Source organism: Vibrio casei (genome assembly GCF_002218025.2).
GTDB classification, from domain to species: Bacteria; Pseudomonadota; Gammaproteobacteria; order Enterobacterales; family Vibrionaceae; genus Vibrio; species Vibrio casei.
Map to the genome: position 1 here is coordinate 1613883 of NZ_AP018680.1, position 23685 is coordinate 1637567.

The window sequence follows — 23685 nt, forward strand, 5'->3', positions numbered from 1 at the left end:
CAAGATTCTACCGATAAGCAGAATTAATACACATGAAAAAATCCCAAAAAACACCCGAACAAATGATGATGTTAGGCCTCGGCTGGTGGAACCTGTATTTCATCATAAAATTGGCATTATTCTCACAAGGTACTATTGGCTTCCACCCAATCGAAAACTTTGCCTTTGTTATTTATTTACTGATCCCACTGCGCCATAAACTTTTAACATTAATACGGGCCATTGCCGCCTTTCCGATTGCTTTCTATCTAGGGCATTACGATTCCTTCTTGCCACCACTTAATCGGTTGTGGGGGCAAATGAGTGGGCTAATGGACTTTCAGCTCAGCTATCTTTTAGAGTTGGCGTCACGCTTTGTTTCTCTTCAAGATCTGCTTGCTATTGCTGTATTAATTTTCGCTTATTACTTCCTGAACCGGATCTTCAGAGTCTCTATCTTTGTGATTGCGGCAATGATTTATTTCAGCTTACCGAAACCGAGCCCACAACAAGCTGTTGTACCCATTGCAGCGGCCCCGGCATTGGTTCGTTTATTACGTGCCAGTTGCGGACAAGAACCCCATGAGGCACTGTTTTCTGACCCCCAAGCCAGCAATGTTACTTATTCGATAACTTAGCGAAATTAGGCTACGGTGAAAACTTAATGCTTAATCATAATGGGTCATTTGATAACTTTACCGGACTATTAAAAAATGAAGGTCACCTTCAAGCTCCGGTCATGAGTAAAGAGGGTTTATCCCCTTACCAAGCTGCGTTCGATGGATCCGATATTTATCGTGATAAAGACATTCTAAACCGTTGGTTAACAAACCGTGAAAAAGACCCACAAGAGAAGGTCGTCGCACTGTACAACACCATTTCATTACATGATGGGAACCGTATTATTAAAAACAGCGGTGAAACGGGCATGGTCAGTTACAAACGTCGTTTAAAAAATCTACTCGATGATTTATACACATTCTTTGACACTCTGAAAAAGTCCGAACGAAATATTGTCGTTGTTTTGGTTCCCGAACATGGCGCGGGAATGCGTGGCGACAGAATGCAAATTTCTGGTATGCGTGAGATACCTGCCACCACAATTGTTCATACTCCTGTGGCAATGAAAATCTTTGGCCCTAAGATGCAAAGAACAGGTGAAACGTATCACGTTAAAACACCGTCCAGTTATTTAGCCTTATCAACCTTGGTTAGCCGGCTACTTGATCAAAACATTTACGCCAAAGGCACTTTTAATCCAAAAGCGCTCAGCGAAGATTTACCACAAACCAAGATGGTGGCGCAAAACTCGGGAAGTACCGTTTTAGAATACAACAACAAACCCTACGTCTCGTTAGATGATCAAACCTGGCAGGAATACCCACAATAGTTGGATATTTTAGCGAAATAACACGCTCTTAATCACTAGAGAAAGTACTCACTAGTGATTAAGGGCATTTCCATTTACCGCGGCTCCAATCCATTACCACTCAAAAATATCATTATCACCGCCAAGCTGGAACTGAGTAGTCAACGCCTCTGGATGCTGCATTGCCCAACATTCCAATTCATGACTAATATGAATCAAACGGGTGGTTTTAGGCTGAATGGCAGCAACAATATCCCGCACATCATTCAAATTATTATGGTTTCTTTTTACGGCCTGGTACTCAGGAGAATGATTGCAATCCACCAGCAAAACATTGATCGGATGTTGGATTAACCAAGCTTGAGTGTTTGGCGGTAATCCAATGGTGTCGGTTAAATACGCCAAACGTTTGGTTACCTGTTGAATAGGATTATCACCTTGAGTTTTAACGCTAAAACAATACCCAAAACAGATTTTAGAATGCAGCATCGGCAATGGTGTGATCTCAATACCTTGCCATTCAAAAGATTGAAATGCCGTTAATGGCGGTTGAAAATCCAATAGGCCTGAGTGCTTGAATAAATCATCGCAGCCTTGCTCATCTGGCGGGCCATCAACCGCGATGTTGTCTCCCACTCCCCAACGTAAATCAAACAAACTATGCACATGATCCATATGATAATGAGTTAATAAAATTCGGTCGATCGTGCCACTGGGAAAACGTTGCAATAAATCATCACAATTAGCATCCAACAATAATTGTTTGCCATCACTTTCAATCACGGCGGAGGTTTTTTGACGGCGATATTGTGGCTGTTCCATCGCCCTTTTACACGCCATACAATCGCAACCATAGACAGGTGACATCCCAGTATTGCCCGAACCCAATAAGGTGAGTTTCATCATTGAACCTCTATTGATTTCAATTACTTTGAGTATAAGCGAGTTTGATAATAGTCATTAAAAGGCACAATAGTGTCGGATAAAAGGCCGCTGTTATCGAGCATGATCGCCCCTTCAATATTGTGCTGTTTTAATTGTTCAGCACGAATCAATCGCCATTCAATTTCTTGGGCACTTTCTCGATCTCTGGCGGTTAAACGTTGCTTTAATATATCAATAGCAACGTCAATCACCACGGGAATCAAAGCAGCGCCATAACGTTCGCGGGCTTGTTCTAAATAAGCACGCGAACCATTCACCATCACATCCACGCCTTTTGTAAGCCACACATCCACTTCACAGCCGATACCATAACAATGACCATTGGCTTGCCAATCGAGCGCAAAAAAATGCTTCTTCTGACGTTGGGCAAATTCTTGCGCCGATAAGGCAACATGATTCTCGCTGCCCGCGCTGGCATCCCGAGTAATATAACGATGGGCGATGACGATATGTTGCGGCCATTGATCGCGGATCAAACTCATCACACTGTCTTTCCCTGAGCCTGAAGGTCCAATCACATAAAATAGTCGCGCTGACTGAATAGACGAGATGGATTGGCTATTCATTAAAAAACCTTTTTCCCTTCACACCAGACGCCATCAATATAAGCCTGACCGTGGTGGTAATGAGTTAATAATAAATCCGCACGCTTACCTTCTTCAATCACACCACGATCGTGCAATTGCAACGACTGAGCCGGATTAAAGGTGGCGAGTTTCACCGCATCGGCAAGCGTCAACTTGTTTCGTGAATCGTGCGCTAGGGTAAAAATGGCATCCAATAAACTGACTGGATAATAATCAGAAGACAAAATATCCAAAGCCCCAGCCGCCGCCAATTCATGCGCCGCAATGTTGCCCGAATGCGAACCACCACGAATCACGTTGGGCGCGCCCATTAAGACATGCAAGCCTAGCTCTCGTGAGGTTTTTGCCGCTTCCATGGTGGTCGGGAATTCTGCGATCACCATGCCCAGATCTTTCGATTCTTCAGCATGAGCTTGAGTGGCATCATCATGGCTTGCCATTGGGATATTACGCGAGCGACATTGCCCACAAATTTCCTCACGATTAGGCGCAGACCAGCGCTCAGAATACTCACGCTGTTGCGATTCAAATTCCGCCATTTGAGCATCGTTATAACCATATTTACCTTGATAATAGGTTCGATACTTTTCTATGTTTACAAATTGGCGCTGCCCAGGAGCGTGATCCATTAGCGAAACAAGCTGAACTCCCGGAGTATTAATGTAACGCTCAAAAATCTCTACCGTGGTGTTATGTGGTACTTCACAACGCAGGTGCAAACGGTGATCGACTCGATTAGTGCCATTCTTTTGGCTTTGCACCACGGTATTAATTTGCTGATCTAAAATCTCATGACGTAACTTGCCACGATGATCGCCAAGCGCCAGCGCATTTAAAACGGTGGTGATTCCTGCGCCAATCAACTGAGTATCATGGGCTTTCATTGCCGATAATGGTGGCCAATCAACTTTAGGTCTTGGTGCAAAATACTTCTCAAGATTATCAGTATGCAGTTCAATTAAACCCGGCATCAAGAAACCATCATTGCCATCAATCGCTTGTGGTAACTGACTTAAGGTATTCGACATACTACGAATTTCACCATCAATGACCTCGACCGATCCTTTCACCACTTCATTCGGCAATACTAAATTAACGTTGGTAATAATCATGTTATTTTTTCCTTAAGCAGAAACAGTAATGTCGTCGGTTATTGGGGTGTTGGTCGTGTCTGAATTGGCTTGAGAGCTCATGTGATATAAGCGGTCGGCAACTTGGCTACGGTTAATTTCATCATGAAAAATACCCACAATGGCAGCGCCTCGTTGCTTGGCTTCTTGAATTAACTCCACCACCACTGCGCTATTTTTGGCATCCAATGACGCGGTCGGTTCATCCAATAATAAAATCGGATAATCCCAAATAAAGCCACGTGCAATATTGACTCGTTGTTGTTCACCACCAGAAAAGGTTGCTGGTGCTAAATGCCACAAGTGCTCGCCCACATTCAAACGACTCAATAAATTTTTGGCTTTTTGTTCCGCTTGTTGTCGATCTCCGCCCATCTCAATCATCGGCTGCATCACCACTTCTAACGCACTAACGCGAGGGATCACCCTTAAGAACTGGCTCACCCATCCAATCGTATGACGACGAATATTTAAAATCGATCGTGGCGCCGCTTGAACCATGTCAATCCATTGATCTTGATGCATCACTTTAATCGAACCACTGTCGACCAAATAGTTGGCATATAACGTGCGTAATAAGGTCGATTTTCCCGATCCGGAATGACCATGTAACACCACACATTCACCTTGATGAACATCCAAACTTGCATGGTTCAACACTGATAATTGAATGCCACTTTGATTATGCAAGACAAAGGTTTTGCTTACCTCTCGCACTTTTAGCATGGGCTTGTGTAACGAATTTGGTTGCTGATTATTCATCATGATTTATCCTTGTAAAACCGAAGACACAAGCAGTTGCGTATAAGGATGCTGAGGGTCGTCTAGCACTTGGTCGGTTAACCCACTTTCCACCACCTTGCTTTGTTTCATCACCATCAATCGGTGGGCTAATAACCGCGCTACCGCTAAATCGTGCGTCACAATGACTACGGCTAAATCCAATTCATTCACCAAGCGGCGTAATAGATCGAGCAATTTTGCTTGCACCGACACATCCAATCCACCGGTCGGTTCATCCATGAAAATCAATTTTGGATGTGTGACCAAATTACGGGCAATTTGCAGCCTTTGTTGCATGCCGCCAGAAAAGGTCGTTGGCATACCATCAATCCGATCTGCTGGAATTTCGACATCTTGCAACCATTGCTGTGCTTTCTCTCGAATGTCGCCATAATGACGTTCACCGACTGCCATTAAACGCTCGCCAATATTGCCACCAGCCGATACGCGCGCGCGCAGACCATCCATTGGGTGTTGATGCACCACGCCCCACTCGGTGCGCAATAAATGACGACGCTGACTTTCCGCCATCTCGTACAAACTTTCTAGCTGTGCAATGCTGCTTTGATTTGCCTCATCACTGCCGGTTTGCAAATACAGCACCTCGCCGCTATCGGGTTTTAATCGGCCAGAAATGGATTGCAGTAAGGTACTTTTCCCAGAACCAGACTCGCCGACAATGCCCAAGACTTCGCCCGGATAAAGCTCAAAAGACACATCACTAAAACCTTTACCCGGTGCGTAGAGCTTACTCAAATTCTCGACTTTCAATAACGCTTGTTCCCCGCCAGATTGGGGGTTTTGTATTGAACTTAGCATTGGGTTTTCTCCCCATTTTGGCGGCAATAATCGGTATCAGAACATACAAAAGTGCTGCTACCTTGATCATCAATAATGATTTCATCCAAGAAGGTATCGGTCGCACCACAAATGCTGCACGGTTCATCCCACTTCTGGATGTCAAAGGGGTGATCGTCAAAATCAAGGCTCTTCACTTTAGTAAAAGGCGGAATGGCGTAAATACGCTTTTCGCGACCGGCACCAAACAATTGCAGCGCAGGCATGTTGTCCATTTTCGGATTATCAAATTTAGGAATGGGTGATGGATCCATAATGTAGCGGTCATTGACTTTGACTGGGTATGCATACGCGGTGGCAATGTGCCCAAAACGCGCAATGTCTTCATACAGTTTTACTTGCATCACACCATATTCTTGCAGTGCATGCATTTTTCGAGTTTCCGTTTCTCTTGGCTCAATAAAGCGTAAAGGCTCAGGAATTGGCACTTGATAGACCAAAATTTGCCCGGCTTGCATTGGCGTTTCAGGAATGCGGTGACGGGTTTGAATAATGCTGGCCTCCACGGTTTTTTCAGTGGTGTTGGCATCGGCAATATTTTCAAAGAATGAGCGAATCGAGACTGCGTTGGTGGTGTCATCCGCGCCTTGGTCGATCACTTTTAACCTGTCACTTCGGCCAATAATAGTAGCGGTGATCTGTACTCCGCCCGTTCCCCAACCATAAGGCATCGGCATTTCACGCCCTGCAAATGGCACTTGATAACCGGGGATCGCCACCGCTTTTAATAATGCACGACGGATCATTCGTTTGGTTTGCTCATCGAGATAACCATAGTTGTAGCCAGAGTCGCTTATTCCAGCACTCTTTCTATCGGCTTCATCGATAACTGATTCATTGAAAGCCAGTCCGTTTACATCTGATACTTTTAAAACAGATGCATTAGCCGTTACTGGATTAGTCATTTTCGCAGCCTCCTTGTTGCTTTTCTCTCGCATCGTATTCTTTGTGCATTTCGCGTAATAATGCTAATTCAGATTGGAAATCAACGTAATGCGGCAGTTTCAAATGCGAAACAAAACCAGAGGCTTCCACGTTATCGGCATGCGCTAATACAAACTCTTCATCTTGCGCCGGACCATCTACCGCTTCACCATACTCTGGAGCTTGCAGAGCTCGATCCATTAATGCTACTGACATCGCTTTGCGTTCCGTAAAACCAAAAGTCAGACCATAACCACGGGTCAGCTTAGCTTTGTCGCTTTTCGACCCCACAAAACCATTAATCATTTGACATTCGGTCAGTTCAATATCACCAATCTCAATGTTAAAACCCAATTCTTCAGGACAAATAGAAAGCGTCACTTCACCACTGCGAATTTCGCCGGCAAACGGATGGTTGCGACCATAACCTCGCTGGGTGGAATAACTCAAAGACAATAAGAATCCTTCATCTCCACGCACGAGATTTTGCAAACGCGCAGAACGATCACTCGGGTAATTCACAGGCTGCATAGTGATGTCTTCTGGCGCTTGTTGGCTATCGGCGTCCCTCACCATCAAGTCCAAGCTTTCTAGCATCGATAGCACTTGTGGACTCACCGTGCTTTCTTCTTGTTCACTTAGATCAATATCCGAATCGGTGGCTTTTAATTGCTGAACAGATTGAGAACTTTCTCCCTCCGCCATTAAAGTAAAATCCAATAAACGATGAGTATAATCATAGGTTGGACCGAGCACTTGCCCACCCGGAACGTCTTTGTAAGCGGCTGAAATACGACGCTCAATTCGCATCTCGGTGGTATCGGCTGGCTCACAAATCAAAAATCGAGATAATGTGGTGCGATAAGCGCGCAATAAGAAAATCGCCTCCACCAAATCACCCGCCGCTTGTTTAATCGCAAGGGCGGCAAGATCTTTATCGTAAATGCCGCCTTCATTGATCACTCGATCCACTGAACCGGATAACTGTTCACGAATTTGCGCCACTGATAACTCTGCGAATGCAGTATCACCACGACGCTTTTGGGCCTGCAATTGATGGGCAGCTTTAATCGCTTTTTCGCCCCCTTTCACTGCTACATACATGAGAAAATCTCCACTTTTGTTGAACGAGGTAGCGCTACCACTTTCGAGCCACACACCAAAATAAAATCTAACCCCAATGGAAAATGGTTATTTTGTCGATGAGATAACATCGCTTTCAGTGATTGCGATGAATTCGACTCAATCGATAGAATGGATTCACATTCAATACCCGGGCCAGATAGGCGTAAAGTGATGCAAGGTGAAGACGATTGACTGGATAACTGATGATTAGTTGCTTGATCCGACAGCCCTGAAACTTCGACAATGACAGTCGTACTGCGATCGGGATACTCTTCATTACCCACATAAAACTGCGCTTTAGCCCAATCAAATTTCGCCATATCATCCACACCAATTAAGGCAAAACTGGCTTTCTTCTGAGAATCCTCTTGCTGAGATATCAATAATTCAGCGCCTAAATGAAAACTAAAATTGGCCTTCGCTACCTCATCATGTTCAAACTGTCTCGACAGCCATACCGGCGTACTGTTATCCGCTAAGGCGAGTAATATTTGAGTCGATGCGTCCATCATGTCGCCGAAACCTTGCACTAAATTAAGATCTACAAAGGTTCCTGGTTGTGACATTGCGGTCAGTAATTGTCTAAAGCAGTATTGGCTGTCATGTATCGTATCGACAAATCCAGCGTGTATTGCGCTCATGTGGCCTCCTGAATAATCCGTAAATGAGGGAAATATGTGATTAAAATAAACGCCATTCGTTAATCGTCGCCACGCACCAAAGTAAAGAAATCCACTTTACTGCTCGCCACTTGTTGCTGACGTTGCTGATGCTTTTGATCGCGAAGCATTTGCAGCGGTTCAATAAGACTCAGCATTAATTCGTGTTGGTATGTTTGCGATTGCATCAAAGCATCAATCACCGCTGCCAACTCCGCATGAGCTTTGTTGCGACCCGATAAGTAGCTGTAACCTAGATCCCCACTAGCTAACTTCACCACGCAGCGTGTTACCGTAATATCGCCTACATTGAAGCGATTTCCCGTTCCTCCCATTCGAGCCTGAACTTGAGCCAACCCGATTTCTGGCGCACGGATCAGTTGGTAGTCAGGTGTAAAAGATTGAGCTTGCCAAAGATCCGATAATCGTTCGAAGTCCGTAGTCGCGAGTACCGACATCCAATGTTGGCGCAAGGTTTTCGTTTTGTTGTTTAATTTATGAGTATTCATTTAGTGGTCCACAACCAGTTCCATCAGATCAGAACGAGTACTGGAGCTGGAATATTCCGCTACCGTTTCCGTTCCACTGATCACATTGAGGGTTTTTACCGTGAGTAACGGCAATGAAGGGGTAATTTGTAATAAACGGCATATTGAATTATTGGGGGAGTGCGCGCCGATTCGAGTGTTACTGCGCGTTAAGGTCACTCCTAAATTGTCACGTAAAAATTGATGCAACGATCCCGATTTAAAGTTCTGTAGCACTGGCCACCAATTAAGATTGGCAAAGTACTGTTCAATGACCGCAATCGGACAACCATCTACTTTACGTAGAGTACGAATATGAATAATACGACTATCCAGATCCACATTAAGCTGCTTGGCTAAATCGGAATTAGCATGGATTAAGTGCGATTCTAATACTTCACTGCGAGGGTGCGATCCTTGCTCTAACAAGTTACTAGTAAACGCGGCTTGTGCATGCAGCGGATAAGCCAAAGGTTGTGATAACACCATGCAACCTTTCCCTTGCTGACGATGAACCTTACCCACCACCACCAATTCATCCACCGCGCGACGAATAGTATGACGATTCACAGCAAAGCGTTCCGCCAGCATTTTCTCCGATGGTAGATAGTCACCACCTAAGTATTCAGTGGTGATTTCTTGTTCTAACGTATGGGCGATCTCTAAATACACCGACATAGCATTCTTGCTCCCTAATCACTCATCTAGACAAGCCAAGAAATTTACGTCTTAGCTTATAACTAGAACCCATATTGATGGTGGAATGTGACAGTTACATGGCTGTTTTATGTCGAAAAAATGCAGAGAGATGACTTGTTGGCAAGGTTAACTAATTGATTCTATTTATCTATGCATTAGGGGATGGCCGTCATGGTTAACTTGTCTAGACCTATTTGTCATAGAAGGTTCATGGAAAATATTTGTTGGATTAATTTAATTGTTCAAGTATTGAAATTAATTTTTATAGCAAGATAGTTTACTCATAAAAATTTTTCCACTTATCTTATGATTGTTTTCAGACTAAAAGAGTAGGAATAATGTTCTTTTGATTTTTTATTTTAACAAATAATTTTTTTTGCCATTTAATTCCATTTTAATATTTTATATTTTTATTAGCGTTTGAATAATTTTTTTTTGTTGTTATAGTGAATTTAGTTTTTCAGGAGATATCGGAATTGTTAATCATCTTACAGTAGCTAGTCCGAAAGTATGACTTTCGGACATGATTTTAAGTTTTATATTTTAATTTTTGAGAGGTAATAAATATTAATTTATTTTATCAATGCCTTTTTTATTTAGAACATAAATTGCTTACTAGCATTTTCTTTAGCTATCAATCTCCAGTTATTTTGCTTCATATTTTGGAAAAGCTCGAATATATGTCGAAACCTAACCACATAGATTTAAAGCGAAGAATAAACGTTGGAGATAGAGTTAAGTTCTTCGATAAAAAAAGAGATCGACATTATCAGGTGATTATTGTTTGCACCAAAAGAAATAACCCCAGTGATGGTTTGATTTCATTTTATTCTTATTTAGGTTCATCTATCTTAGGACTGGCTGAAGAAGATATTTTTAAATTATATGTTTTGGGTAAAGAAAGGGAATATAAAATCACAAGTATTTCATCTGAGAAATCAATAAATCCACAAGTTCATATTAATTAAAGGGTTATTATTATGAGTAAGAATGAACTGAAGAAACCTGAATTAACCTTGAAAGAGAAACGAAAACTAAAAAAAGAAAAGATGGAGAATAACGGATTGGTTAAATCAAGAAAAATAAAAAGGAAATAATATCCTATTTTAGATTTAACAATAAAAAAAAGACCGACTCTAAAATAGATTAATCATAATTTAAAATTACTTACTGGGTCTAATTTCACTGCTAGGAAAGATTCAGGGTAACCGTCTACCTTTCCCAAGGTGATAATTTTGGTTGTAAAAAGCCAGTAACCGAATTGGCTACTGGCTCTTAAAAATCAACATGACCTTACGTTATGGCCTAGACTCTACAATCCATTGTAATACTGCTGATTAGTCGACTCAGGCACCATGTCGAATAACACCTTACTTGCTTGAGCTTCACCGCTTAATACCAATTCAAATTGCTTAATCAATTCAACCTTTTCTGGCATTTGTTTACCACCTGCACCGATCTCGGTTAAATCAATCATGAAGCCATCAAATAAATCACTTAAGTCATTGATGATATCCGTATTCAAGAACTGATCTTGGTTGTAGATACTCGGGTAACCTCCCTTTTGCTTATCAATAGCAAATGACACGCCTTTAAGGTTTTTAATGCTGGTTTTCTTATCACAAGACAACATACAACCATTGTCGATGCGCGGTTTTTCACAACCGACACTTTGTTGGAAGAAACACTGACGGCTCGCCATCAACAAAATTGGATGATAAATGCTGTACATCATTTTGAAGTTCTTTGGTCTAGCTATCTGTTTGATTTGCTGCTTGCTTATCTCGTTAGAAATAAACGCGCCACTACAACTGAAGTTTTGCTGCAAAGACTGCAGAACATAAGAGTTCGTGGTATTAAGCATTGGACCTGCAATCCACTTAATACCCAACTGCTCAGCATGATAAGCAATACCAGTGTTATTCGTTACGATCCACTCAGGTTTCACTTCTTGCAAGATATTCAATGCGACATCAAAATCTTTACCAATTAATACCGGCGGGAACCACGGAATTAAACGTGGGTTCTCTTGGAATAATGTTACGAATTTTGTGCAACCACGTTTGTAGGCATCCGGTAGTTTAAAGTAAACATCCGCATCAGTGATACTCACAAGCGATGCATCAGCTTCATCACAAATAAGAATAGAAAGCTCTGGTTTTTCACCTTCAGGCTTGGCGTGTCGCTCCAGTTTTGGCAATATCACTTCAGCAATCACTTCTATGCCGTCGTTTAGGTAAGCCAGCAATTCATTTTTTAACGTAGTAATTTCACGATAAGGAATACTTAAACCATCGAGGACTTGCTCGGTATCGAACTCGACCAATTCATAGTTAGCATTATTAATATTTTTAAAGCGTTTTTCGATCGCTTCTTTATCAACGCTTAGCTTCTCGCTCACCGACATTAAGCTGCTTGATGTGAATACGGCGGTTTTAGGAGAAATAACATCTTCATTCACTGAACTACTGCTTTCTTCAGTGATCACGGTTAGCGTTAATGGCTGACCTTGCTCACTAGCAAAATGTAATTTTAACTTTATTTTTTCAATGCTTAAATGGGCTATTTTTTCATCGACAGAAGCATTAATTTGTTGCTTATCTGAATGCAATTGTTGTGTGGCATCAAAAATTTGCACTACTGAAATATCACCTTGATCGGCTTTCAATTTATCGACCACGTGGTTTTTAGAGTTATCGCGTGGGTTATCAATAAACATTGATTGATTTAAATCGCCACGTAAAAATGCATTGGTAAAATCGCGGTTGAAAACTTTGTACAGACGCTCGCCATCTTGAGTCAACTCACCCGTTTCAACATAACCATCAATTTGTTTACGGAAGCTATCAATGACCGTGTGAACGTAGTTCGCACCTTTAATTCGCCCTTCGACTTTAAACGAATATACACCCGCATTAATCAAGGCCGGTAAATCAAAGAAAGCCGAGTTATCTTTAATATTAAGAGGAAAATTATGGCCCGATTCTGTGGTTTCATATTCTTCACGACACGCTTGGCTACAACGCCCACGGTTACCTGAATTACCAGCTGTAGCTGAAGTTGAGTAACATAAACCAGAGAACGCCACACACAATGAGCCATGCACAAACACCTCAAGTAACGTATCATGCTCGTGAGCAACCGCTGCCATTGCCGTGATTTCACGCAAGTTCATCTCACGAGATAAATTCACGCGGCTCGCACCCAGTTTTTTCAAAAACGGTATCTGCCCAGAATTATGAGTAGTTAACTGAGTCGAGGCATGAATATCCAACGTTGGGAAATATTCACGTAATACGTACAATAAACCGATGTCTTGTACAATTACACCATCAAGCGTGGTGTTGGCTAAACGGTTAAGTAACTTCACCACCGTTTTAAACTCTTGTTCTAAAATAACAACGTTAAGCGTTAAGAAGATTTGGCAATCGTATTGATGAGCCAGTCTGATGGCACCAACCAATTGATCGAATGAAATATTAGAAGCACGGTTACGAGCATTAAAAGTATCTAGGCCACAGTAAACGGCATCCGCACCCGCAATAATGGCGGCTTTAATGGCGTCAATATCACCACCGGGGGCTAATAATTCAATCTTTTGGTTCATCACACAGAGTCTCGGTTAACATTTAAAGGCGGCATGATACCTGTATCTGTTACAGATGAGTATCATTGAGGTAAATTAATCCATTTAAGAGTAGAGGAAAAAGAAAATTGATGCATAAAAATAACCCCTTACCCATCCTCTATTCATTGAGAAATTGTCCGTTCGCGATGCGAGCAAGACTGGCGATTTATCAATCACAAGTTCCAGTGCTACTGCGCGACATTGTTTTACGCGACAAACCCGCAGAAATGTTAACCGCTTCGCCTAAAGGCACGGTGCCGGTATTAGTAACAAGCAATGGAACCGTAATCGAAGAAAGTATTGAGGTAATGTTGTGGGCGTTAAGTGAAAACGATCCGAACGATTTATTGATGAGCAATGATGACAATATTCTCGATGAAATGCGTCAATTAATTTTTCAATTTGATGATAAATTCAAACCTTGCCTTGAGGCTTATCGAGCCGCTAAGCGTTACCATGAACCCAACCTTGTGGAATGTCGCCAGTCTTGTGAGCATTATCTATCTGAATTAGAAAACCGTTTAACTCAACATTCCTTTTTAATGGCCGCTCAAGAAAGCCTTGCTGATCTCGCCCTATTACCATTTATTCGCCAGTTTGCCAAAGTGGAAAGACAGTGGTATTTGCAGTCACCCTACCCCAAATTAAGGCAATGGCTAGACCGCTACTTACAAAGCAAAATGTTCAGTAAAGTGATGTCAAAACATGAACTGTGGTTGGTGAATCGTATTGATGTGTTGATGGAATCGAAATCGAGTTAAGTTTGAGAGAGGAATCCCTCTCTCACATTATGTTATTCACACTTTTTTCTCTCAAATAAAGGTACGTCTTCGCCCACAATATACTTTTGACGCAATTTGGCTGAGATCATATCCATTACCATGACAATCACGACAAGGTTTAACGTAATGAAAGTCACCACATCCCAATTCCATAAGCGCATATTCTCGGCATAAACCAACCCAATACCACCTGCGCCAACAAAACCAAGAACCGCCGCCGAGCGAGTATTCGATTCAATTTGATATAAGCTCAATGCTAAGAAAGTTGGGAACGATTGCGTGAAAATGCCAAATCGGTGTTTTTGTAACCCCGCCGCCCCTAATGCGGTTAATCCACGCGAGGGTTTTTCATCGGCCGCTTCATGCCCTTCGGCATACAATCGCCCTAACAACCCTAAGTCTTGAATGAATATTGCTAGAACACCAGCCAATGGTCCCATACCGATGGCTCGCACAAAAATCATGCCCCAAATCGCCATATCAATGCCACGTAATACATCGAAAAATTTACGCATTGCGTACGCGATAATGGCAAATGGCCCTGTCATGATATTACGAGACGCAAAAAACGATAGAGGCAGAGCCACCAGTGATGCGGTAATGGTTCCACCAAATACAATCGCCAATGTCACTAATATTTGGCTGTAATAATAGCTAAATGGCCAATTAGCAAAGTCCTTCCAAATAAACATATTGGAAAAATAGCGCATCAATTGTTGGCTACCATTAACAAACACTTGGTTACTAACACCAAATTGAGCAAAAAAGAACACGTAAAACAAAACCATCGCAACCACTACGATGGCTAGCTTATTCAAGTAACGCTTTTGCTGAGAAAAAATCTCTTGATGCTGCTGACGATAAGCCTCGAGATTAAGATCTTTTTCAGGCATAGAATTGACTAACATGCTCAAGACTCTCCTAATACTTTTTTACGTAAATGGCCCGATAGTGAATCTAAAACCGAAACCACAATAATAATCAACAATAAGGTCATGCTGACTTGATCATAACGGTCAAGCTTAATATTGGTCATCAACTCTTGACCAATGCCACCCGCTCCCACAAGCCCTAAAATGGTTGAGGAACGGAAATTCACTTCTAATCTTAAAAAGCTGTATGACATGAAAATGGGTTTTACTTGAGGCCAAATACCAAAGCGTACATTTTCCCAGCGATTTCCACCGCAAGCGCGTAACCCTCGTACAGGTTCCATTGATGCGGTTTCTATCGATTCATAAAATAGCTTGGTTAAGCTACCCACAGTATGCAATGCTAATGCAATAAACCCGGGCAATGCCCCCACGCCATAAGCCATGACAAACATCACGGCCCATGCCAATTCTGGCATGGTGCGTAGGAAGGCGACAAAAGCGCGTACCGCCCAACGTAACCCTGCTGGCGCGTAAGTATTATTCGCGGCAAAAAATGCCAAAAAACTCGCGATTAAAGCCGACACCACTGTGGCAGCCATTGCCACACAAAACGTTTCCCATAATAAAGGTAATTGGATTGGAAGTCGGTATCCCCAATAAAGCAGAGAACCTTCAATAGCGTGTCCATTGGCATCTCGTCCAGAGAAAAGCACATCCCATTTTAATACAGGAATAGTATCGGCTAAGTAATCAAAAAAATGAGGAGCATTGGTGATCACTTTTGTTAAGCTAAATTCAGCGAAATATCCAGAAGTGAGATACAAAACCATCAATAAGCCTGACCACATTAACGCATCGCGTTTTTGTTTTGATCTTATTTGATGGTAATAATGTTCAAACTGCTTATCCAAAATAACCCATCCATTTCAATCTGAAATAATATATAAAAACGGCCATTTACTGTGAAATAAATGGCCGTATAATTGCTATTAACGAACGGTTTTCTGTTGTGCTTTGACTAAGTCAATCACAGTTTGGTACTCGCTCACAGAGGTGTCTTCTAAATGCAGTTTCCCGCCAGCTGCTTGCATGAAGCAAGCATGGTCTTCTTTATCAAGCGTTTTCACCGCCATGACGAGTTTTTCTTTTAAATCTTGATCCATATTGCCACGAACAATTGTTGGGCCATTTGGAATTAAAGGCGATTCCCAAATAATACGTAGATTCGACATTAAATCATCGAAACCATTTTCTTTTACTTTACGTAAGGCACCAGCTGAATAACCATCTTCACGATTGCCAACCATTGAGGTCCAGGTTACTGCAGCATCAAATTGGCCATTGAGTACTCCTAAAATATCTTGTTCATGACCACCAGAAAAACCCACTTTACTAAAGAAGCCATTAAATTGGTTATCCATATTTCCACCCAAAGTTTTTTCAAATTGGTTATTGGGGATCAAGAAACCAGACGTTGAATCAGGGTCTGCAAAAGAGAACACTTTGCCTTTTAGATCTTCTAATTTTTTGTATGGGCTGTCTGCTTTGACTAACACAACAGAGTGATAGCCTTTTGAGTTATCGGTATCATCCGTTGTGATACCCACAAGCTCTACTTTGTTTTTATCTTTTAAGTACACAGAAGCATAAGACTTAGGTGACATGTTCAATACCAAGTCCACTTGGTCGCCCAATAAGCCCTGAATAACCGCACTGTAATCCGATGCATTGCGAATATTCACCGTCGCGCCTGTTTTTTCTTCCAAATACGATTTCACACATTGGTTATTGCCAATTTGCGCTGTCGAATTCTCTCCACCTAAAACACCTAGGTTAATTTCTGGCGCAGCCTGTACTGAAGTGGCCAATAATCCCGTGATGATAGCGACAAGGGGTAATACTTTTTTCATTGTGTGTTCCTTTCCAATTGAATTTAATTGTTGTTTTAAAATATGAATTAAGAGAGTTGCTCGACTTCATCACCGTATAACATGTGTAGGATCTCATCGGTCAAACCAGACGGCGTGCCGTCATATACCACCTTGCCTTTTTCAAGGCCAATCACACGAGTGCAGTATTGTTTTACTAATTCAATCGAATGCAGGTTAACCATGACAGCGATTCCTTCACTGCTAACTTTTTGCAGAGCTTCCATAATGCGAGTGGTGTTTTTAGGATCAAGAGAGGCAACCGGTTCATCGGCGAGAAGAATTTTTGGCTCTTGCATCAAGGCGCGGCAAATCGCTACACGTTGCTGCTGACCACCCGATAAGTTTTCAGCGCGTTGCAGAGCATGAGGAAGTATTTTTAACCACTTCAATAACTCGATCGCCTTGACGCGATCTTTATCATCAAAGATTTTAAACATGGATTTCCACGTCGATGTGTAACTTAAGCGACCAAGAAGCACATTAGTGATCACATCTAAACGCGGCACTAAACAGAAATTTTGAAAAATCATGCTGCATTGGCTGCGCCAGTGGCGTAATTGCTTACGTGGCATAGTCACCACATTATTACCTTCACCACTTACATCAACAATCTCACCTGCGCAGGCACTAATTGTGCCATTTAAGGTATGCAACATCGTCGATTTTCCCGCACCAGAGCGTCCAATAACAGCAACAAATTCACCTTCGTATAAATCAAAGCTAATATTGTCCAGTACGTTTTTTCCACCTTTATAGGCTTTCGTGAGCTTTTTAACACTCAAGACCTGAGTTTTTATGTCTAACTCTGGCGAGTTTCTGTCACCTAAACCTTGGTCAAAAATAGCATCCGCGACAAAATAATTGACCGCGATATTATCTGTTGATTGATACATAAATTCATTCTTCTTAATACTCAAAAACTGATAGGCATTAAGAAGAATGACTGTGACATTTTAAATACAGAAAAATGAAGGGATTGAAATATTACGGAAAATAGAACCATAAAGAAGAGCAACAAGTTAGTGAGAAAGCATAAGCCGTAAAGCCTTATCCAATGGACATTTCACTTTGTTCACTTTATGAATTATTAATTAATTTATTTATTATTTGTGATGCCAGTACTTTTTAAGTGTTTCTTTTTGTCAAAATCACCTGAACACGCAGCGTTGGTCATTAAGTTTTCTATCCCATCTTAGGAACAAAAGAACTTCGGAGACGATTAGGAATTCACCTCCGAAGATTTCTAATTACAAATGACTCGCCATTCATTAATAACCAACTATTGATACTAATAAAAACAACGATACCATTTACATTGCAGTAATCTGAATTGAATCGCTGAATTGGCGCATTTGAATTTAGAGCGGTTGAGGCACTCTAACCCAGCCTTCCATTAATATCCGCGCACTACGGCTCATTGTGGCTTTTTCTATTTTCCAACCTTGTTCACCATTTTCAAGCAAATAATAAGTAGCCTTAGCGCCAACTTTTAATGTGCCAGAGGGATGACCAAACACGACAGATTCACGCTCTCCGCCACCAGCGGCGCGATTAACGATAGTACCCGGCACACTCGCCGCTGAGGCAATTGCCACGGCAGCCGTTCCCATCATAGCGTGATGGAGTTTCCCCATCGACAACGCTCGTACCAATACATCAACCTGATCCGACTGAATTGATTGTCCACTCGACGTGGTATAGCTTTTCGGTGGACTAACAAAAGCAATTTTAGGCGTATGTTGTCGCTGCTTGGCTTGGTCAACATGTTCAATTAAACCCATTTTAACTGCGCCGTGAGCACGAATGGTTTCAAACATGGCTAACGCTTTTACATCATTATTGATGTCATCTTGCAATTCAGTGCCTTGATAACCGAGTGCTTGCGCATCAATAAACATGGTTGGAATACCTGAATTAATAAAGGTCGTTTGAAAGCAGCCTACACCCGGAACTTCAAGCTCATCGACCACATTACCAGTGGGAAACATCGAACCTTTACCATCGGCAGCTTCACCATCAGCAGGTTCACTATCAGAAGGATCCAGAAAATCCACTTGAATTTCCGCCGCAGGAAAGGTCACGCCATCGAGCTCGAAACCCCCGAGTTCTTGCACCTGACCATGCTTAATCGGTACGTGAGTGACTATGGTTTTATTAATGTTCACTTGGCGAATTCGAACAGGGAATAGCCCTTGTTGTGGAATGTTACTCCCATCAATTAACCCCATATGCAGCGCCATTGCGCCGACACCGGAAGATAAATTACCGCAATTACCACTCCAATCGACAAAAGGGCTATCTATCGAGACTTGACCAAACAAATAATCGACATCGTGATCTGAGCTATCGCTTTTAGATAAAATCACCACTTTGCTGGTACTGGACGTTGCGCCGCCCATACCATCAATTTGTTTGCCGTACGGATCCGGGCTGCCAATCACGCGCAATAAAAACTGATCACGGCTTTCTCCTACCTTCTGAACGCTTGTGGGCAGATCGGCTAAATTAAAAAATACACCTTTGCTGGTTCCGGCTCGCATATAAGTTGCCGGAACTTTTATTTGTTGTGCGCCAGATATTTGTGACACCGTCACTGATTGATTCATATTTATGATCCTCTACACACACTTTAGTGCGCCAAAAAGTCTTGTGCGAAACGCTGCAATACACCACCCGCCTGATACACAGACACTTCATCGGCGGTATCTAAACGACATGTCACTTCTACTTCGACTTGTTCGCCTTTTTGATCACCATGTGTGCGACTAATCACTAGCACCAAATCACAACCTGGAGCAATCTCGCCTTTTACGTCATAAAGCTCAGTGCCATCGAGTGCCAAAGTATGTCGGTTAGTGCCCGATTTAAATTGCAGCGGTAGCACGCCCATGCCAACAAGATTAGTGCGGTGAATGCGCTCAAAGCCTTCAGCCACAATCGCTTCAACGCCAGCTAAGCGAACGCCTTTAGCTGCCCAATCTCGTGATGAACCTTGGCCATAGTCAGCTCCTGCAACAATAATCAACGGCTGCTTACGCTGCATGTAGGTTTCAATCGCTTCCCACATGCGAGTCACTTTGCCTTCCGGCTCGATTCTCGCCAAAGAGCCTTGCTTGATTTCGCCATTTTCCACCACCATTTCATTAAACAGTTTCGGGTTAGCAAAGGTCGCACGTTGCGCAGTTAAATGATCGCCTCTATGAGTCGCATAAGAGTTAAAATCTTGCTCTGGCAGCCCCATTTTGGCTAGGTATTCCCCTGCCGCACTGGACGCTAAAATCGCATTGGATGGGGATAGATGATCGGTGGTAATGTTGTCGCCTAAAATCGCTAACGGCCGCATGCCTTGTAAAGTGCATTCTCTAGCCAGCGCACCTTGCCAATACGGCGGACGGCGAATATAAGTACTCATTTCACGCCAGTCATACAGTGGCTTGGTTTGATAGATGCCGGTATCTTTTTCAAACATCTTCACATAGATTTGCTGGAATTGTTCCGGCTTCACATGCTGATTGACTACCTGATCAATTTCTTCATCCGTTGGCCATAAGTCATTTAGATAGATTGGATTACCTTGCCCATCATGACCTAACGCATCTTGCTCAATATCAAAACGAATGGTTCCCGCAAGCGCATAAGCCACGACCAATGGCGGAGAAGCTAAGAACGCTTGTTTGGCATAAGGGTGAATGCGACCATCAAAATTACGATTGCCCGATAACACCGCGGTGGTGTAAACATCACGCTCAATAATTTCTTGCTGAATCGCCGGATCAAGCGCGCCGCTCATACCATTACAAGTGGTGCAGGCATAGCCGACAATGCCAAAGCCTAGTTGCTCTAATTCGGATAATAAACCCGCTTCTTCAAGATATAACTTGGCGACTTTAGATCCCGGTGCAAAAGAGGTTTTCACCCAAGGCTGACGCACTAAACCAAGTTGATTGGCTTTTTTCGCCACCAGTCCTGCTGCCACCACATTGCGAGGGTTACTAGTATTGGTACATGAAGTGATCGCCGCAATGATCACCGCGCCATCTGGCAATTCACCTTCTTTCTTTTGCCACGCACTGGCAATGCCACGCTCGGTTAATTGATTGGTCGACAAACGACGATGCGGATTGGACGGCCCAGCCATATTACGTTGCACGTTAGAAAGATCGAATTCCAGTACTCGCTCATAATCCACATTAGCGAGATCATCAGCCCATAAGCCGGTTTGTTTGGCGTATTGTTCGACCAAGGTAACTTGCTTCTCATCACGACCAGTCAGTTTTAAGTATTGAATGGTTTGTTCATCGATATAAAACATGCCCGCGGACGCGCCGTATTCAGGGGTCATATTAGAAATGGTCGCGCGATCGCCAATGGTTAAATCACGCGCCCCTTCACCAAAAAACTCCAAGTAGGCAGACACGACTTTTTGATTGCGCAGAAACTCGGTTATTGCCAGCACAATATCGGTCGCGGTAATACCCGGTTGACGCTTACCGGCCAGCTTTACGCCTACAATATCTGGCAAGCGCATCATCGACGGACGCCCAAGCATCACGGTCTCAGCTTCTAGCCCACCAACGCCAATCGCAATCACGCCGAGTGCATCCACATGCGGCGTATGGCTATCGGTTCCCACGCAAGTATCGGGAAAGGCAATCCCATCCTTGGCTTGAATAACAGGAGACATTTTCTCTAGGTTAATCTGATGCATAATCCCATTACCGGCTGGGATCACGCTGACATTTTCAAAGGCGGTTTTACACCACTCGATAAAATGAAAGCGGTCTTCATTGCGTCTATCTTCTATGGCGCGATTTTTATCAAATGCATCGCCTTCAAAGCCAGCATGTTCTACCGCCAATGAGTGATCGACAATCAATTGAGTTTCAACGACCGGATTCACTTTGGCCGGATCGCCACCTTGTTCGGCAATCGCATCACGCAAGCCCGCTAAATCAACCAACGCCGTTTGACCTAAAATGTCATGACACACGACCCGCGCCGGATACCAGGGAAAATCCAAGTCTCGTTTACGCTCTATAAGCTGGCGCAGCGACGCTTGTAAATGTTCAGGCTCGCAACGACGCACTAAATTTTCTGCCAACACGCGTGAGGTATAAGGCAAACCTTGATAAGCCCCAGCTTGAATGTCTTCTACCGCCGCGCGCGCATCGAAATACTCCAGCCCGGTATCGGGTAATACTTTTCGATATTGATTGTTCATCATTTTCTCCAAACCTTGATTTGATCATGCTCGTTGCGAGATCGGCAGCCACTCTTGATGCTCTGGCCCTTCATAATCCGCACTAGGACGGATAATTCGATTATTGGCTCGCTGTTCAAACACATGCGCCGCCCAGCCAGTGAGTCGACTCATCACAAATATTGGCGTGAATAATTTGGTGGGAATATCCATAAAGTGATAAGCCGAAGCATGGAAGAAATCGGCATTGCAGAACAGATCTTTTTCACGCTTCATTACGGCTTCAACACGCTCTGAAACCGCATAAAGTTGCGTATCCCCTACCGCTTCAGAAAGCTTTTTCGACCATTGTTTAATCAGTGCATTACGAGGATCACTTTCCCGATAAATCGCATGCCCAAAGCCCATGATCTTGTCTTTATTGGTCAGCATTTGCAGAATATTGGCTTCGGCTTCTTCTGGAGTTTGCCAATCTTGGATCATTTCCATCGCCGCTTCATTAGCACCGCCATGCAAAGGCCCGCGCAGACTACCAATGGCCGCAGTAACACAAGAATGAATATCAGACAAGGTTGAAGCGCAGACCCGCGCGGTAAAAGTTGAAGCATTAAATTCATGCTCGGCATATAAAATCAGTGAACAATGCATCACTTGCTTATGTAGTTCACTCGGAGCTTTATCGGTGAGTAGTTTGAGGAAATAACCGCCGATTGAATCTTCACTTTGATCGAATGTATCGACTCGCACGCCATCATGACTAAAGCGATACCAGTAACAAATAATCGCAGGAAACAGCGCTAGCATACGTTCCGTCGCCGCTTGCTGTTGGGTAAAATCAGTTTCTTGCTCTAGGTTACCAAGCACAGAACAACCTGTACGCATCACATCCATTGGATGAGCATCTGCCGGGATCAGTTCCAATGTTTGTTTAAGCGCATCCGGCAGCCCACGCAGACCAATTAAACGGGTTTTATAAGCATTAAACTCGGTTTGATTAGGCAAATGCCCGACAAGTAATAAATGCGCCACTTCTTCAAATTCCGCATGATGGGCTAGATCAGTAATATCATAGCCACGATACGTTAGTCCTGTGCCACTTTTCCCCACGGTACAAAGCGCGGTAGTGCCTGCACTTTGCCCACGAAGGCCTGCGCCACCTAATATTTGGTTCGGCATGATTTATCTCCTTTTAGGCTCGATGTTGTGCCTTCTAATGAGGCGATTATGCCTATCGAGCTGGTTGCACGTTATTGGATTTGTATTCATGTTTTAACTTTTCTATACGAGTGATAAATGCATGTAATCACGCGCGCTGTATATAGATCCCGGATAGCTCCTTCGTCGCTTCCGGGATGACGGTAAATGTTTATTACTATTCAAAAAATTAAAAACTATCACATCTATAAATCATCATTCCTGACAATCCTAAGCGAGAGCAGGAATTTACTCGCCGCGGACTGTAGGTAGATCTCACATAACTCCTTCGTCGCTTCCGAGATGGCGGTGAATGTTTATTACTATTCAAAAAATTAAAAACTATCACTCCTATAAAATCGTCATTCCTGACGAGCCTAAGCGAGAGCAGGAATCTACTCGCCGCGGACTGTAGATAGATCTCACATAACTCATTCGTCGCTTCCGGGATGACGGTGAATGTTTATTACTATTCAAAAAATTAAAACTA

The 23685-nt window shown here is 43.0% G+C and carries 20 protein-coding genes and 1 pseudogene; 3 read left to right on the plus strand and 18 right to left on the minus strand.

From position 1 onward, the window contains the following. Nucleotides 1–32: 32 nt before the first annotated feature. A pseudogene (gene bcsG, locus VCASEI_RS07665) lies at nucleotides 33–1369 on the plus strand (cellulose biosynthesis protein BcsG). A gap of 93 nt (nucleotides 1370–1462) precedes the next feature. On the opposite strand, the gene phnP reads toward bcsG, so the two are convergent. The 10 genes from phnP to phnF are packed head-to-tail and all read right to left on the minus strand — an operon-like array spanning nucleotide 1463 to nucleotide 9564. Continuing rightward, on the minus strand, nucleotides 1463–2254 hold the full coding sequence (gene phnP, locus VCASEI_RS07670) for a phosphonate metabolism protein PhnP (protein ID WP_319020507.1): 792 nt from the start codon (nucleotides 2252–2254) through the stop codon (nucleotides 1463–1465). A gap of 20 nt (nucleotides 2255–2274) precedes the next feature. Next, complete coding sequence (gene phnN / locus VCASEI_RS07675) at nucleotides 2275–2859, minus strand: ribose 1,5-bisphosphokinase (RefSeq protein WP_089110141.1); 585 nt, start codon at nucleotides 2857–2859, stop codon at nucleotides 2275–2277. Then, entirely contained in the window at nucleotides 2859–3992 is a 1134-nt protein-coding gene (gene phnM / locus VCASEI_RS07680) for an alpha-D-ribose 1-methylphosphonate 5-triphosphate diphosphatase (protein ID WP_089110142.1), read from the minus strand. The genes phnN and phnM overlap by 1 nt, the downstream gene beginning before the upstream one ends. A 12-nt stretch (nucleotides 3993–4004) precedes the next feature. Then, nucleotides 4005–4775 carry a phosphonate C-P lyase system protein PhnL gene (gene phnL, locus VCASEI_RS07685; RefSeq protein WP_226983253.1) on the minus strand — a complete coding sequence of 257 codons (771 nt, stop codon included), beginning with the start codon at nucleotides 4773–4775 and terminating at the stop codon, nucleotides 4005–4007. 3 nt (nucleotides 4776–4778) lie between these two features. Next, on the minus strand, nucleotides 4779–5612 hold the full coding sequence (gene phnK, locus VCASEI_RS07690; protein ID WP_086963132.1) for a phosphonate C-P lyase system protein PhnK: 834 nt from the start codon (nucleotides 5610–5612) through the stop codon (nucleotides 4779–4781). After that, nucleotides 5606–6556, minus strand: a complete 951-nt coding sequence (locus tag VCASEI_RS07695) for an alpha-D-ribose 1-methylphosphonate 5-phosphate C-P-lyase PhnJ (protein WP_226983252.1) — start codon at nucleotides 6554–6556, stop codon at nucleotides 5606–5608. The genes phnK and VCASEI_RS07695 overlap by 7 nt, the downstream gene beginning before the upstream one ends. Further along, the gene (locus VCASEI_RS07700; RefSeq protein WP_089110143.1) at nucleotides 6549–7679 is read right to left on the minus strand and encodes a carbon-phosphorus lyase complex subunit PhnI; all 1131 of its coding nucleotides are present in this window, start codon (nucleotides 7677–7679) and stop codon (nucleotides 6549–6551) included. The genes VCASEI_RS07695 and VCASEI_RS07700 overlap by 8 nt, the downstream gene beginning before the upstream one ends. Next, nucleotides 7670–8341 (minus strand): phosphonate C-P lyase system protein PhnH, encoded by a 672-nt coding sequence (phnH, locus tag VCASEI_RS07705; protein WP_089110144.1) that lies wholly within the window; start codon nucleotides 8339–8341, stop codon nucleotides 7670–7672. The genes VCASEI_RS07700 and phnH overlap by 10 nt, the downstream gene beginning before the upstream one ends. A gap of 59 nt (nucleotides 8342–8400) precedes the next feature. Beyond that, entirely contained in the window at nucleotides 8401–8868 is a 468-nt protein-coding gene (gene phnG / locus VCASEI_RS07710) for a phosphonate C-P lyase system protein PhnG (protein ID WP_086963126.1), read from the minus strand. Next, nucleotides 8869–9564 carry a phosphonate metabolism transcriptional regulator PhnF gene (gene phnF, locus VCASEI_RS07715; RefSeq protein ID WP_089110145.1) on the minus strand — a complete coding sequence of 232 codons (696 nt, stop codon included), beginning with the start codon at nucleotides 9562–9564 and terminating at the stop codon, nucleotides 8869–8871. It lies immediately after the preceding gene. 701 nt (nucleotides 9565–10265) lie between these two features. Here phnF and VCASEI_RS07720 point away from each other — a divergent pair. Further along, nucleotides 10266–10553: a GreA/GreB family elongation factor gene (locus VCASEI_RS07720; RefSeq protein ID WP_086963122.1), complete on the plus strand. Its 288-nt coding sequence runs from the start codon at nucleotides 10266–10268 to the stop codon at nucleotides 10551–10553. Between the two features lie 344 nt (nucleotides 10554–10897). On the opposite strand, the gene VCASEI_RS07725 is transcribed toward VCASEI_RS07720, so the two are convergent. Continuing rightward, complete coding sequence (locus VCASEI_RS07725; protein ID WP_089110146.1) at nucleotides 10898–13192, minus strand: peptidase U32 family protein; 2295 nt, start codon at nucleotides 13190–13192, stop codon at nucleotides 10898–10900. A 110-nt stretch (nucleotides 13193–13302) separates the two neighbouring features. On the opposite strand from VCASEI_RS07725, the gene VCASEI_RS07730 reads away from it, so the two are divergent. Then, complete coding sequence (locus VCASEI_RS07730; protein WP_086963116.1) at nucleotides 13303–13974, plus strand: glutathione S-transferase; 672 nt, start codon at nucleotides 13303–13305, stop codon at nucleotides 13972–13974. Between the two features lie 32 nt (nucleotides 13975–14006). On the opposite strand, the gene phnE (VCASEI_RS07735) is transcribed toward VCASEI_RS07730, so the two are convergent. From phnE (VCASEI_RS07735) to prpC, 7 genes are all read right to left on the minus strand, one after another. Next, nucleotides 14007–14903: a phosphonate ABC transporter, permease protein PhnE gene (gene phnE, locus VCASEI_RS07735; protein WP_086963114.1), complete on the minus strand. Its 897-nt coding sequence runs from the start codon at nucleotides 14901–14903 to the stop codon at nucleotides 14007–14009. A gap of 2 nt (nucleotides 14904–14905) precedes the next feature. Next, nucleotides 14906–15781 carry a phosphonate ABC transporter, permease protein PhnE gene (gene phnE / locus VCASEI_RS07740; protein WP_086963112.1) on the minus strand — a complete coding sequence of 292 codons (876 nt, stop codon included), beginning with the start codon at nucleotides 15779–15781 and terminating at the stop codon, nucleotides 14906–14908. A gap of 78 nt (nucleotides 15782–15859) precedes the next feature. Next, the gene (gene phnD, locus VCASEI_RS07745; RefSeq protein WP_089110147.1) at nucleotides 15860–16780 is read right to left on the minus strand and encodes a phosphonate ABC transporter substrate-binding protein; all 921 of its coding nucleotides are present in this window, start codon (nucleotides 16778–16780) and stop codon (nucleotides 15860–15862) included. A gap of 47 nt (nucleotides 16781–16827) precedes the next feature. After that, nucleotides 16828–17694, minus strand: coding sequence for a phosphonate ABC transporter ATP-binding protein (phnC, locus tag VCASEI_RS07750; RefSeq protein WP_197709569.1), 867 nt, complete (start codon nucleotides 17692–17694; stop codon nucleotides 16828–16830). Nucleotides 17695–18159: 465 nt separating this feature from the next. Then, nucleotides 18160–19407 carry a 2-methylaconitate cis-trans isomerase PrpF gene (gene prpF, locus VCASEI_RS07755; protein WP_089110148.1) on the minus strand — a complete coding sequence of 416 codons (1248 nt, stop codon included), beginning with the start codon at nucleotides 19405–19407 and terminating at the stop codon, nucleotides 18160–18162. Between the two features lie 23 nt (nucleotides 19408–19430). Beyond that, nucleotides 19431–22022, minus strand: coding sequence for a Fe/S-dependent 2-methylisocitrate dehydratase AcnD (gene acnD, locus VCASEI_RS07760; protein WP_162621061.1), 2592 nt, complete (start codon nucleotides 22020–22022; stop codon nucleotides 19431–19433). Between the two features lie 24 nt (nucleotides 22023–22046). Beyond that, the gene (gene prpC / locus VCASEI_RS07765; protein WP_089110150.1) at nucleotides 22047–23177 is read right to left on the minus strand and encodes a bifunctional 2-methylcitrate synthase/citrate synthase; all 1131 of its coding nucleotides are present in this window, start codon (nucleotides 23175–23177) and stop codon (nucleotides 22047–22049) included. Nucleotides 23178–23685 lie beyond the last annotated feature (508 nt).